The organism is Shewanella profunda, from assembly GCF_023283765.1.
GTDB classification, from domain to species: Bacteria; Pseudomonadota; Gammaproteobacteria; order Enterobacterales; family Shewanellaceae; genus Shewanella; species Shewanella profunda.
The window spans coordinates 12,436-26,495 of sequence record NZ_JAKILG010000029.1; the positions used below are offsets into that span (position 1 = coordinate 12,436).

At 43.7% G+C, this 14,060-nt stretch carries 8 protein-coding genes; 4 read left to right on the forward strand and 4 right to left on the reverse strand.

The features are described 5' to 3' along the window. Positions 1-46: 46 nt before the first annotated feature. The gene (gene cobA, locus L2744_RS13855; RefSeq protein ID WP_248992492.1) at positions 47-880 is read right to left on the reverse strand and encodes a uroporphyrinogen-III C-methyltransferase; all 834 of its coding nucleotides are present in this window, start codon (positions 878-880) and stop codon (positions 47-49) included. 440 nt (positions 881-1,320) lie between these two features. Here cobA and L2744_RS13860 point away from each other — a divergent pair, with 440 nt between their 5' ends. Together L2744_RS13860 and L2744_RS13865 are read left to right on the forward strand one after the other, a co-directional pair. Further along, positions 1,321-2,202: a phospholipase A gene (locus L2744_RS13860; RefSeq protein ID WP_248992464.1), complete on the forward strand. Its 882-nt coding sequence runs from the start codon at positions 1,321-1,323 to the stop codon at positions 2,200-2,202. A gap of 179 nt (positions 2,203-2,381) precedes the next feature. After that, positions 2,382-3,956, forward strand: coding sequence for a S41 family peptidase (locus tag L2744_RS13865; protein ID WP_248992465.1), 1,575 nt, complete (start codon positions 2,382-2,384; stop codon positions 3,954-3,956). A 55-nt stretch (positions 3,957-4,011) separates the two neighbouring features. Here the strand turns inward: L2744_RS13865 and pbpG are convergent, their stop codons facing one another. Beyond that, the gene (pbpG, locus tag L2744_RS13870) at positions 4,012-4,983 is read right to left on the reverse strand and encodes a D-alanyl-D-alanine endopeptidase (protein ID WP_248992466.1); all 972 of its coding nucleotides are present in this window, start codon (positions 4,981-4,983) and stop codon (positions 4,012-4,014) included. 785 nt (positions 4,984-5,768) lie between these two features. Between pbpG and L2744_RS13875 the strand changes: the two genes are divergently transcribed. Then, positions 5,769-6,209, forward strand: a complete 441-nt coding sequence (locus tag L2744_RS13875) for a DUF2846 domain-containing protein (protein WP_248992467.1) — start codon at positions 5,769-5,771, stop codon at positions 6,207-6,209. A gap of 128 nt (positions 6,210-6,337) precedes the next feature. Here the strand turns inward: L2744_RS13875 and lysS are convergent, their stop codons facing one another. Further along, positions 6,338-7,840, reverse strand: coding sequence for a lysine--tRNA ligase (gene lysS / locus L2744_RS13880; protein ID WP_248992468.1), 1,503 nt, complete (start codon positions 7,838-7,840; stop codon positions 6,338-6,340). Between the two features lie 29 nt (positions 7,841-7,869). Further along, positions 7,870-8,968 (reverse strand): peptide chain release factor 2 gene (gene prfB, locus L2744_RS13885; RefSeq protein ID WP_248992469.1). Its coding sequence is split into 2 segments (ribosomal slippage): positions 7,870-8,892 and positions 8,894-8,968, totalling 1,098 coding nucleotides; the frame shifts between segments, so codons are not numbered across the junction. Between the two features lie 792 nt (positions 8,969-9,760). Here prfB and fdhF point away from each other — a divergent pair. Next, positions 9,761-14,029 (forward strand): formate dehydrogenase subunit alpha, encoded by a 4,269-nt coding sequence (fdhF, locus tag L2744_RS13890; protein WP_248992470.1) that lies wholly within the window; start codon positions 9,761-9,763, stop codon positions 14,027-14,029. The last annotated feature ends 31 nt before the right edge of the window (positions 14,030-14,060 follow it).

Genomic DNA, 14,060 nt, shown 5'->3' on the forward strand with positions numbered 1-14,060 from the left:
TACCTTAAATTCGCTGTATTACCACAGCATGGGTTAGCTTAATTTATTAGTTTATCGACACTCTTGCCGACTGATTTTGCTCATAAGCAGACTGAGTATTTGCAATGGATTCAGGTTTGAACCAATTTAGCGTTTCAGTCAGCGCCACAACCTCACCAATGATCATCAACGCAGGCATCTGCAATTCGGGATCGGCGGCAAGTTGTTCAAGCTCCCCTAAACGGCCGATAAAACGACGTTGTTCTTTGGTGGTCGCCTTAGACACTATCGCCACTGGCGTATCTGAACTTCGGCCAGCATTCATCAAACCTTGACGAATAATACCCGCGTTAAGAATGCCCATATACACGACTAAGGTATTGTTGGAATTAGCATATCCTTGCCAATCCATAGGACGAGTCTCTAACTGACAATGACCAGTGATAAAAGTGACACCCTGGGCATAGTCTCTATGTGTCAGGGGAATACCCGCATAGGCTGAGGTGCCGCTGGCGGCAGTGATGCCAGGCACAACTTCAAACTCGACACCCGCTTCAACTAAAGTTTGCAGCTCTTCGCCACCACGACCAAAGATAAAAGGATCGCCACCTTTAAGGCGCACGACATTTTTACGAGTATAAGCCTTGGTAACCAGTAACTGATTTATTTCATCCTGTGCAGCACTATGCTTACCCGCACGTTTACCAACGGCAATCTTCTCAGCGTCTTTGGGAATGAGATCGAGGATATCTTGACTGACTAAGGCATCGTATAACACGGCATCTGCGGTTTTCAGAATGCGCCATGCCTTTAACGTCAATAGCTCAACGTCACCAGGGCCAGCGCCAACCAACCACACTTTGCCTTTAGCCGTTTGACACGGTAAAGATAATACTTCCATCACAATCCCCAATATCACTTTAGTCATATAGAAATATAACGCCTCTTATATTCCATAATAAATAGATAATAATTAGTTTTTATATCATTTAGGAATATACCTAGTATGACCTCGAGGAAAACAACGGAAAAACAGAGTTGTTCAAAGTGAAATACAAATAAAAATGACGTAAAACACTAAATTTAAAGAATTTAAACCCTATCAGCTCCAGACAGCAATCTAACTCGCGAAGGTCAACCCCATCATTTTGGCACTATGTTAGTGCAAAAAATTCTACTTAAATGCCACGTTATTTGAGCTAAACCCCTTTTTTACCTAATCCAAGTGGCTCAAACGCAACTAACGGTTCCTTCATGCAATAACCGTAAATTCATTAACTAGTGTTAAACTGACAAAACGATAGTCAAAAATATGACCAGCAAGCACATCAAGGAGGGCAGATGAACCTATTTTATAAAAGTATCCCATTAATTGGATTGTTAATGTGTGCACAACTCAGTGCAGAATCATTAGTAGAAGGCCGAGTAAAAGATGAGCTTGCCACAACAGAACGCCCATTTGTGATCACCCCACATCGCGTCAATTACTTACTACCAGCCACCTACAATCCCGATCCTAATACGGCCCCCTTTCTTGAAGAAATGGCTCAAGATCCCTATACCTTAGATAAATTTGAGGCTAAGTTTCAGATAAGCTTTAAATTTCCTATTTGGAACAATGTTTTCGGCGATAATGGAAATCTGTTTTTTGCCTATACCAACCAATCCTATTGGCAAGTGTATAACAGGGATACTTCCTCGCCCTTTCGCGAAACCAATCACGAACCTGAAATTTTTATGCTGTTTAATAACGATTGGAAAATCGGTAACGTGACCAATTCTTTTTGGGGCTTTGGGGCAGTACATCAATCAAATGGTAAATCTGGCCTGCTTTCACGAAGCTGGAATCGCATTTACGGCACCATGATTTTTGATGCAGGCCCACTCGCCTTCGCGACCAAAATTTGGTGGCGTATTCCCGAGGATGAAAAAACCGATCCTTATGAAGCAAGCGGCGATGACAACCCGAATATTGAAGATTATGTAGGTAAAGCAGAATTTATCGGTGTTTATGGTCTTGATGAACACAGATTCACCCTAACCCTAAGAAGCAATCTACAAGATATCGATCGCGGCTCAGCAGAAGTCACCTGGAGTTATCCAATTACGGGCAATTTACGTTTATATACTCAATATTTTAATGGCTATGGTGAGAGTTTAATCGACTACGACTATCACAACCAACGCATTGGGATCGGGATCTCGCTTAATGACATCCTGTAGGGTGACGAAGTACAAAAATCAGCCATAATTTTATGCCGACCCAAGCAATCTGCTGTTAGATTGATCAATCTGCCACTGCTAATGGATAAAAAAGATGAGTCTCATTGAAAATTATCGGATTTATACCGATAGTCGCTCACTTTTTTGCTCACAAAAGTATAGCTGTATTACGGAGGTATATGAGTTTTAGCTATCGTACTATTGTTAGCTTACTGACCGTTGTTATTATCGCGAGCTTAATTAAGCTCGCGTTTTTCGCTTTGCCCGAAGAAGAACGAGCTCCCGAATTGAGTGCACAGGAAATACGCCAAGATCTGTATATTTTACTTGCACAAATTGAGCAACACTCTGCTTTCTATGCCCTTGAAGCAGACGATATCACTCAACAACTGGCTGAGACGGCAGCCTTGATCGCCGAACAGTATCAAGATATTGTCTCCAACGACCGTTTTGCAGCTGAAGTCACCAAGTTACTCTATCGGATGAAAGATCCAGGGGCTCAAGTGGTTAACTTTGAAGATAACAGCGGTGATTTACCCTTAATACTCAGACCCGTAAATGTGCAATGGCTCGCCTTAGATACTAAAAATAATCCAATTAATCCTGATTTCCCCTTTATAACCCACATTGATGGCCTACCGATCAGTAAATGGATATCGGCAAGCCAGGCCTATTTACCTGAATCGGCCAAAGATAGCCAAGAAATGCAACTACCTTGGCTTAAAAAACTCAATCTATTGCGGGAGGATTTAGGTCTCAGTATTAAACCTTATGTGCTAGTCACTTTAATGAATGACGATTTACAAACTCAGCAGGTCACTATTGCATTAGCCCCTAAACGCAACAGTAAACCAGAGCCAATCGTTGACAGGGATGATGAAAGATTAGCGTTTAGCTTTGATGAGTTTCTAACCCAACTCGCCAAATTTGAACCCGAAATATCCTCCAAACCCATTTATAAGTTAGAAAGTGTCAACACAACCACCGCTAGGCTTAAAATTGACGATCTGTATGCCTTTGAATTGGATAAATCGCTGCAACAAGAACTTATCAAAGGGATGGAACAAACATTATTGATAGTGGATTTAAGGGAGGCGAGCGGCTTCAGCCCCCAACTACTTACCATGTTATCACGCTATCAAGATATCGAATCTGATAACACGCCACTTAGCACCCGACAGGCACCCTCAAATATCATGGGATTTGCCCACTATCGGCGCTCTACAGCATTTAGAAACGATTACCTACAACCGCTTAATTTTAGACCCCTAGAATCCTTGGGATTCAGTTCGCCAAAACTAAAAATACTCACGCGCAACTTACCCAAAATCGATGAAGATAAATTTAGCCCTTGGTTTGTTCGCACTAAACCTGATGTGGAAGCTGAAGGAAATAACCGCTTAGTATTACTCCTCGGACCCCGTTGTCGGCAAGAATGTGAATGGATAGCTTACCGCACTAAAACCTGGTCTAGGGTCAATTTGATCGGTGAGAGAACCTCTGGTGACTTTGCTCGGCAATACCACTTTACCTTGCCCAACAGCGGATTAAATGTTCGATTTAGTACCTCACTAACCTATGATCCCAAAGGGCAATTACTCTCAGGAAAAGGTACTGAACCAGATATTTCGTTGCCCCAAAATAATGATATCGAATGGCAGGGATTAGTGAGTTTAGTGAAAACGTCGACATCCAAACAGCCAACTCAACATGAATTAAAACCTAAGCTAGCCCAAACTCATTCAGCTAATTGACCATAAAAAAACCAGCTATTAGCTGGTTTTATCAATAATCAAACTATATACAAGACTAGGTCTCGCTTACCTTAGCTATCTGCTGTTGAGTACTTCGCTGCTTTTTATACTGCTTAGCTTCTGTTGGAATAGGAGTCACTTTACCCGTCTCTAACCAATTGCGTAGACGGTTTGCATCGGCCAGATGGGTATATTTGCCATAGGCATCGAGTACGACAAATGCTACTTGACGCTTTGCCATTTCAGTACGCATGACTAAGCAATGACCAGCCGCATTAGTAAAGCCCGTTTTTGTAAGATGAATATTCCAATTATCTTTATAAACTAAGCGATTTGTATTGCGAAAATCTAAACTGTACCTAGGCTTGCCAAACGTCACCGTTTTCTTCTCGGTTGAACTTAACTGACCTAGCATTGGGTACCTTTCACTCGCTTTAAGCAGGACGATAAGATCGCTCGCACTGGACACGTTTTTATGGGACAACCCCGTAGGTTCAACATAACGAGTATTTTTCATACCTAATGCTTTCGCTTTAGCATTCATTGCTTTAATAAAGGCTTTATGTCCACCGGGGTAATGATGAGCAAGGCTTGCTGCGGCGCGGTTTTCTGAAGACATCAAGGTCAGCAACAACATATCTTTACGGCTAATTTCGCTACCAATGCGCACCCGAGAGTGAACACCGCGCATTTCTTTGGTATCCGTAATATTAACCGCTAACTTCTCATCCATAGGTAATTTGGCGTCTAAGGTCACCATAGCCGTCATTAATTTAGTAACAGAAGCTATCGGCATGACCGCATTAGGATTACTAGAATAGAGTACCTCATTGGTTTTTAGATCAACCACCAGAGCACTGTTCGCAGCGACTTCTTGTTTTCTTAAGACAGTCTTCGTCGATGCCGACGATTTAGAAGCTGTACTTTTCGTAGTGACAGAGGCCGATTCGGCGCAATAAGCTGTCGCGGCAACAGTTAAACTGCTGCATACAAAGATAAAACTACTGAGTAAAGAGCTGATCTTCATTTAAGTTTCACTAAATAGAAAAGGATCAAATGTGCTAACGCACGCGGCTTGCCCAAGTATAAGAGGTATACGGTGAAAGGAATAGAATGCAATTAGACTTTTATCTGCGATATCAGCAGTTTCTACCTCTTTTTAAGATATAAATGCCAGCTTAACCTATCATAAATTTTGAATTAAAAAGTACTCACAATCAAACTTTTGAACTACGCCAGCGATTAACACCAATAAAAATCAATTTAACAGTTAAATATTCCAAAATAAAAATTATTAATAATTTTTTAACTTTTACACGAGTGAAGATTAATTTCTGCAAAAAATCACAGGTTTTCAATCTGAAATCAATCATGCACTACAAAAGCAGTTTTAGTCACAGTGATCCCTAACTAACGTTAAAAATAACTATTTAATAAAACTTAATACTGGATCAAAATTTACAACAAACCCCATAGTACTTTGATACAACGTAAGTTATATTGCGAAAAATCAAGGAAGAAACACTTTAACCCTCTTTTTGAGTTTAGTCCTATAACACTCAAATCAGAGCTTATCTTTTAAAGCGTTATCTTACATTAGCATAATGATGGGTTACGCTAACTCAGCCGACTCAGTTTTATTCTAGTGTATTCGCTTCCTCGTAGTTCAAAAATTAGACACCACTTTATTATTTAACAGGAGTGAATGATATTTAGGAATAATCTATCAATAAAATAAGCTCAATATTTGAGTCTCTACACAATAAAAATCAACTCTCGTTTAACGACATCTCATTACTTTAGGGATTAATAATGTTTAAAAAATTGCTAACACCAATCCTCGCTATCTGTCTGCTACTTTCTGGTTGTGCCACCGTACCTATGGCATCAAAAGAAGATGATGCTAAATTAAAAACCTTCCAAAAACCTGCCGATAATAAAACAGGAATTTACATTTACCGTAATAGTTTTGCAGGCCAAGCATTAAAGAAAAACATTTATATCAATGGTGAAATGATTGGTGAATCAGCGAATAAGGTCTACTTCTATAGAGAAGTTGAGCCTGGTGAACAAACACTTTCAACTGAATCAGAGTTTAGTGAAAACGACTTAAAAGTTTCAACTGAAGGTGGGAAAAACTACTTCTTTGAACAATATATCAAAATTGGTGTATTTGTTGGTGGTGCGGGATTACAAGCGGTAACAGATGCCGAAGGCATGAAAAATGTTCAAGACTGTAAGCTAGCAAAATAGTTGGCTCGCAGATTTAAGTGAGTACTAATAAAAAACCAGCCAAATGGCTGGTTTTTTAATAACAACTTAATTCACATTGAGTCGTAGGCTTTTTCTAAGAACTTAGTCTAAGAACTTATTCTAAAAAATTAGGCCTGTGGACGCATTGCTGGAAACAGGATCACATCACGGATGGTATGCGTGTTAGTGAAAAGCATTACTAAACGGTCGATACCAATACCTTGACCCGCAGTTGGCGGCAAACCGTGTTCTAGTGCAGTGATATAGTCTGCATCGTAGAACATGGCTTCATCGTCGCCCGCATCTTTCGCATCAACCTGCGCTTTAAAGCGGTTGTCTTGATCTTCAGCATCGTTCAGCTCGCTAAAGCCGTTAGCCACTTCACGGCCACCGATGAAGAATTCAAAACGGTCAGTGATAAAGTGGTTGTCATCATTACGACGGGCCAGTGGTGAAATGTCCGCTGGGTAGCCAGTGATGAAAGTCGGTTGCATCAATTGCCATTCAGCAGTTTCACCGAAGATTTCTTCAAGCAGCTGACCACAGGTCCAGAATTTCTCAATCTTCATGCCTAAGCTTTTCGCTAAATCGCGCATAAATTCAACATCTTTCACTTGCTCATAGGTCATGGCTTGGATAGTGGCATTATCAGGATTGTACTTCTGAATCGCTTCTAACATGCTTAAACGTGCGTATGGGCCGCCGAAATCCACTGTGTGTTCGCCGTAGGGCATTTGGGCGCTACCTAATAGCTCAATGGCGATAGAGCTTAACAATTCTTCGGTTAAGTCCATCAGATCTTTGTAGTCGGCATAAGCCATATAGAATTCCATCATAGTGAATTCTGGGTTATGGCGTGGCGACAGACCTTCATTACGGAAGTTACGGTTGATTTCGAACACACGCTCAAAGCCACCTACCACTAAACGCTTCAGATATAATTCTGGCGCGATACGCAGATACATTGGCATATCGAGCGCATTGTGATGGGTGATAAAAGGACGGGCCGAAGCGCCGCCTGGGATCACGTGCATCATTGGCGTTTCAACTTCCATGAACTCTTTTTTAATCATAAAGTTACGGATAGCTGAAACCACTTTAGAACGCATTACGAAGGCTTGACGCGATTCTTCGTTAACGATCAAATCAACATAGCGTTGACGATAACGGGTTTCTTGATCCGTTAAACCGTGGAATTTTTCAGGCAGAGGACGCAGTGCTTTAGTCAGCAGTTGGTACTCTTCCATATTGACGTATAAGTCGCCTTTACCAGACAAGTGCAACTGACCCGTTACGCCGATGATGTCACCGATATCCAAACCTTGATAACGGTCCTTCAGATCTGCTTGTACGCTCTTTTCAGCATAGGCTTGGATACGACCAGAAACGTCTTGGATCACGAGGAATGGGCCACGTTTTGCCATGATACGGCCAGCGATGCTGGTTTTAAAACCTAAGGCTTCGAGTTCTTCCTTAGTGTTTTGACCGTATTTTTCCTGCAACTCGGCCGCTTTATGGGTGCGACGGAACGTATTTGGATGCGCATTGGCGCTACAATTCGGGCGAATGCTTTCTAGCTTGGCACGACGCTCGGCGATCAGTTTGTTTTCATCTTGTACTTGTTCAGTCATCTTATTTCTCGTCTATACCTTTGAATTAATTACAGCCCTGATTTCAAACTGGCTTCGATAAACTTATCCAGATCGCCATCGAGTACCGCTTGGGTATTGCGCGTTTCCACGCTGGTACGTAAGTCTTTAATACGGGAATCGTCCAACACATAGGAGCGAATTTGACTGCCCCAACCGATGTCGGACTTGGCATCTTCAGCCGCTTGCTTTTCAGCATTTTGCTTATGCATTTCTAACTCAAACAGTTTGGCTTTCAACTGCTTCATTGCCGAATCTTTGTTCTTGTGCTGTGAACGGTCATTCTGGCATTGCACTACGGTATTGGTAGGCAAATGGGTAATACGTACCGCAGATTCAGTTCGGTTAACATGCTGACCACCAGCGCCCGAGGCACGGTACACGTCGATACGTAAATCTGCAGGATTGATATCGATGACAATGTCATCATCAATCTCAGGGTACACAAACACAGAACAAAACGATGTATGACGGCGGCCGGAAGAATCGAACGGTGATTTACGCACTAAACGGTGTACGCCGGTTTCGGTACGTAACCATCCAAATGCATATTCGCCAGTAAATTTAATGGTCGCGCCTTTAATACCGGCCACGTCACCATCGGTCACTTCCATCAACTCAGGGCTAAAACCATGGGCTTCACCCCAACGCAGATACATACGCAGTACCATGTTGGCCCAATCTTGAGCTTCGGTGCCACCACTACCAGACTGAATATCTAAGTAACAGTTTGAGGCATCCTGTGGGCCAGAGAACATACGACGGAATTCGAGATCAGCAAGGCGACTTTCTAAATAATCCAGCTCTTTTGTAGTTTCATTGAAGGTATCTTCGTCTTCTTCTTCAACTGCCAGCTCGAGTAAGCCTTCGACATCCTCAAGACCTGAGTCCATATCATCAATGGTTTTGACTACGGCTTCGAGACTTGCACGCTCTTTACCTAAGGCCTGCGCGCGCTCTGGGTCGTTCCAAACATCTGAACTTTCGAGCTCTCGGGTGACTTCTTCTAGACGCTCATGTTTAGCATCGTAGTCAAAGATACCCCCGAAGAAGCTGCGTACGCTCGGCAAGCTCCTTAATTTTGAATTTTACTGGATTAACTTCAAACATGAATTTTCAACTTCACTTTATTTAGCCGCTTTAATTGATCTTCCATTAAAAGAGGCGGTGATTAACAGTATTTTCGACCGCGTATTTTAACCTAACAACGCCAGTAAGCCTAGGACGTGTTGATGTTTCGAGATTAAATTTTGTGCTCACGAAACCAGATACGATGTTTAGTTATCTAAATGCATAACGAGCGACTCACCCCCAAAGAGTAAGACCTTACTAGACAACCTCGAGGACAAGGTTGGCTTACCTTTCTGCTGCATTGCCGCCTGTTTATGTAGAATAACTCCCCCGCTGGCTCCGCGTTTTATAAAAAGCAGCCAAATCGCTGTAACAATAATCATGAAACATTAAGGCGGCCTATAGCCGCATAGCTCATTATCCTATGATAATGCAGATTATTTTCGACCATAAAGCGTGAAGACAAGTATTGAGACTATCAAATTATCGTCAGTTAAAACTGTGATCTTAATTAAACTTGACCAAGCTATGGTTACACCACCCGTAAAAGTCTGTTCAAGTAACCGTATGCCTATAAAGAAAATGTGCTGAATATCAATGGCAGTAGAATTTAAAACACGGTTTTTTACTAAGGTCATCACAATCACCACCAAACACAAACCTTGTACTGCACAGTCTTATGCTAGTTTGTGATGAATACAGCAATTCCATCTTAAACTTACTGCGTACATAAGCATCTTCAAAACTACCCTAGGTATACTCAAATCAACCTATGCCTGCAGCCTCGTGCGATAGCAGCCAAGTCCCCTACAAAATATAAAAGGCCATGGGATGATAGAACTTCAAATTGATGACCAAGTGCTGTTGGTTAACCCAAACGACACACTACTGCAAGCGGCACAGGATGCAGGGATAACCATCCCCAGCTTATGTGATCAAAACGCCGCCTCACGGCAACTAGGCACAAATAAAAATTATCAAAAACATACTGATAAGCAAGCCTGTAACCTATGCGTGGTTCAAATTGAAAATGCCGATGCGAGCCTTCGCTGTGTGCGTGCCTGTGAAACGCCCGTTGAGACGGGGATGCGGGTAATTACTCAATCGACGTACCTCAGCAAAAAACGTAAACAAGCACTCAACGATATCCTAAGCGACCACTTTGCCGATTGTGAGGCCCCCTGCCAGCAAGCCTGCCCTGCGGGCGTCGATGTGCAGAGTTATCTGTATCACATCGCCCAAGGTAACCATACGCAAGCCGTTAAAGTCATCAAACAAACCTTGCCATTGCCGCTGTCGATTGGCCGTGTCTGCCCAGCCTTTTGTGAGGCGCAATGCCGAAGAGGAACGGTCGATGAACCTATCGCCATTCGCCAATTAAAGCGCCACGCTGCCGATTTGGATCTAGCTGATGGTGAAAATGGTGGTATGAGTTACGTCCCCGAACGCCAAGCAGAGACAGGTAAAAAGGTCGCCATTATAGGGGCAGGCCCTGCGGGATTAAGCGCCGGATACTATCTATCAAATCAAGGGCATAGTGTTGAGATATTCGAGGCAATGCCCCAAGCTGGGGGCTGGCTGCGTTACGGCATCCCCGAATACCGTTTACCCAAAGCAATATTAGATAAAGAAATAGACTTACTTTGCCGCAACGGTCTAATACTACACACTCAAACTCGTCTAGGGCATGAAGTACATTTAACCCAATTAGTTGAAGATTTTGATGCCATTTGCCTTGCTATCGGTGCTCAAAAAGCCGTTCCTATGGATTATCCTGGCAGCACACTTAAGGGCTGTTATTTAGGGGTGGATTATTTAAAAGATCACTGCCTCGAAAAGTCACTGCCACTGGGTAAAAAAGTGGCCGTGATTGGTGGTGGTAATACAGCAATCGATTGTGCTCGCACCGCTGTACGCGAGGGTTGCGATGTGACTTTAATCTATCGTCGTACCCGCGCCGAAATGCCCGCAGAAGCCTATGAAGTCCATGAGGCTGAAGTCGAGGGCGTCAAATTTCACTTTTTAACTAATCCTATTGAAAACCATAGTGATGCAAATGGTCATGTCCGCGCGGTCACCTTTGCGAAGATGGCTCTTGGTGAAGCCGATGCCTCGGGCAGGCGGGCACCAATAGACACTGGGGAAACCTTTACCCAAGACTTTGATACTGTAATAGCCGCAGTATCACAAACCCCAGATATGAGTTTTCTGCAAAATCCCGCGAGTCATTTAAGCCAAGGTGAAATCGCCCTAAGCCGTTGGAATACCTTTATCGGCTGCGAACACACTATGTCAGCGGGAATCGAAAAACTGTTTGTGATTGGTGATTCTCGCCGTGGCCCAGCAACGGCGGTCGCTGCGATAGGAGATGGACATAAAGCTGCGCAAGCCATTGATAAAATGTTAAAACAGGGCCTCAGTTGCGAACTATATAACGGTGAATTTAATTCATCTAAAGCGGTTACTCACAACATTAAACAAGGTCAAACAGCACGGGATCTTTATCCCAATGTTCAGCGTAAAGCACGCTTGAAAATGCCCGAATTAACTGCTGTGCAACGGCTGCTTAATTACAGCGAAGTCGAGCTAGGATTCACACCCGATGCGGCCATGCAAGAGGCGGCGCGCTGTCTAGAATGTGCCTGCCAGGCCAATACCAATTGCAAACTAAGAGATTATGCGACGGACTACAAAGTCGAATCTAAACAACTGCTCCCTGATCTCGCTCGTCAATTTGTGGTTGATAAATCCAGTCCTTTTATTCAATTTGATGCTAATCGCTGTATCAGCTGCGGTAAATGTGTGGATGTATGCCAGCAACAAAGTGGGCATTGTGCAATTCAATTTGCCCATGACTCTTACCAAGCACTACCTCAGACTCAAGCTCCAATCCAACAACGCAGAGCCCCTAGAGTCGGCTTTAGTGCATCCATGGCCGATAGCCAGTGCGTGCAATGTGGTAATTGTGTTCAAGTTTGCCCTACGGGCGCCTTAGTTGATGCGAGAGATAAACGCCAAGGGGATAAAACACCACTTAAAACAACCTCCACTATCTGTACCTATTGCGGAGTTGGGTGCCGACTCGATCTTAAAATCGACGAAAGTACTAATCGCATTCGTCATATAGAAGGTAATACGGACTCGGTCGTTAACCAAGGCATGTTATGTGTTAAAGGCCGTTTTGGTTTCGATTTTATTCACAGTGAAAAACGTCTCACCACCCCACTTATCCGTAAAAATGGACGACTCGAACCTTGTTCTTGGCAAGAGGCTGTAGACTATATCGCCAAAAACTTGACCGATATAAAACAACAACATGGTAGCGGCGCGCTGGCAAGCCTAGCCTCAGCCAAGGCGACAAACGAAGACAACTTCCTGCTGCAAAAGTTTGTTCGAAGTGTGCTAGGTACCAACAATATCGACCACTGTGCTCGCCTGTGTCACTCCTCAACGGTCACCGGCCTACAGCAAAGCATTGGTAGCGGTGCTATGACCAATGATATTCCGAGCATCCAAGACTCGGACGTCATTTTTATTTTAGGTTCAGATACCACCAGTGCCCACCCAATTATCGCATCTAAGATCAAGCAAGCGGTGGCATTACATGGGGCAAGATTAATCGTTGCCGATCCTAAACGTGTCGCTATTGCCGATAACGCTGAACTCTATGTCGCCCAAAGACCCGGCACGGATGTTATGCTACTTAATGCCATCATGGCGGAAATTATCCGCAACGATTGGCATGACAAAGCCTATATTGCCGAGCGAACAGAAAGCGTCAATGAACTCTATGCTGAGCTTACCAAGACAGATTACAGCCTAGAAAATGCAGCCTTGATCACTGGGGTTAACGCTAGCGATATTGCCCGTCTCGCACACACGATCGGCACCGCAGAAAAAACGGCAATTTACTATGCAATGGGGATCACGCAGCACACCACAGGACATGACAATGTAACCGCCATTTCTAACCTGCAACTGCTGTGCGGAAATATTGGTGTTAAAGGTGCGGGGATTAACCCCCTACGTGGTCAAAGTAATGTGCAAGGTGCCTGCGATATGGGTGCACTGCCAAACTACTTCACTGGCTATCAAAAAGTCACCGATATTCAGGCCAGAATGCGCTTTGAGACTCATTGGCAAACTCCGCTATCTGCTGAAGTAGGGGTTACTGCTACTCATATGATGCATGATATCTCCAGCGGCAAAATTAAAGCCCTATATGTGATGGGTGAAAACCCAGTATTAAGCGATCCCGATCAAACCCATGTACTTAAAGCGCTTAAGGCAATAGACTTTTTAGTGGTGCAGGATATTTTCCTCACCGAAACCGCCGAACTTGCCCACGTGGTCCTCCCCGCGGCAGCGTTTATCGAAAAATGTGGGCATTTCACCAATACAGAGCGCCGAGTGCAACGCCTTGAGCAAGCATTGCAGCCCCCAGGGCTGGCACTGCCTGATTGGCAAATTGTGCAGAAAATTGCTAACGCTATGGGGGCGAATTGGAATTACTCTAATGAAGAAGAAATATGGCAAGAAATCAATGAATTAACACCTCAATATCGAGGTATTCGTTGGCAACGATTAAGTAAAAGGGATGATGGTAACTTCCCTCAAGGTATTCAATGGCCCTGCCCTGATGACAACCATCCAGGTACTCCCATTATGCACCAAAGCCAATTTACTCGCGGCTTAGGCAAATTCACACCTGTCAGTTACCGCTTACCCGCCGAAATGCCCTGTAGTGAATATCCGCTGACGCTCTCAACAGGGCGGTTACTGGAGCAATTCCACACAGGTACATTAACGCGTAAAACAGCGGGACTCGATTTACTCGGCTCGCCTAAAGTGATGATTTCTGTCTTTGATGCTGAGCAACTTGGCATAGGCAATGGCGATAGAATTAAACTCACAACGCGCCGTGGTGAAATTGAAATTGATGCCTTTGTGACTAAACGCGCCCAAGCTGGAGTGCTATTCCTGCCCTTCCATTTTGTCGAAGCGGCAGCCAATAAGCTCACCATCAACGCGCTCGATCCTGTCGCTCATATTCCCGAGTATAAGGTTTGTGCCGTGCGGGCAGAACGAGTAACAACCTGAAAGGGGGGGTTATTGAAATAGAAATGGGAGG

What these genes read in the sequence shown, in the direction of transcription:
- cobA (WP_248992492.1), bottom strand. Translation starts at nt 880, where the DNA reads ATGGAAGTATTATCTTTACCGTGTCAAACGGCTAAAGGCAAAGTGTGG.
- L2744_RS13865 (WP_248992465.1), top strand. Translation starts at nt 2,382, where the DNA reads ATGAGTTTTAGCTATCGTACTATTGTTAGCTTACTGACCGTTGTTATT.
- L2744_RS13875 (WP_248992467.1), top strand. Translation starts at nt 5,769, where the DNA reads ATGTTTAAAAAATTGCTAACACCAATCCTCGCTATCTGTCTGCTACTT.
- pbpG (WP_248992466.1), bottom strand. Translation starts at nt 4,983, where the DNA reads ATGAAGATCAGCTCTTTACTCAGTAGTTTTATCTTTGTATGCAGCAGT.
- L2744_RS13860 (WP_248992464.1), top strand. Translation starts at nt 1,321, where the DNA reads ATGAACCTATTTTATAAAAGTATCCCATTAATTGGATTGTTAATGTGT.
- fdhF (WP_248992470.1), top strand. Translation starts at nt 9,761, where the DNA reads ATGATAGAACTTCAAATTGATGACCAAGTGCTGTTGGTTAACCCAAAC.
- lysS (WP_248992468.1), bottom strand. Translation starts at nt 7,840, where the DNA reads ATGACTGAACAAGTACAAGATGAAAACAAACTGATCGCCGAGCGTCGT.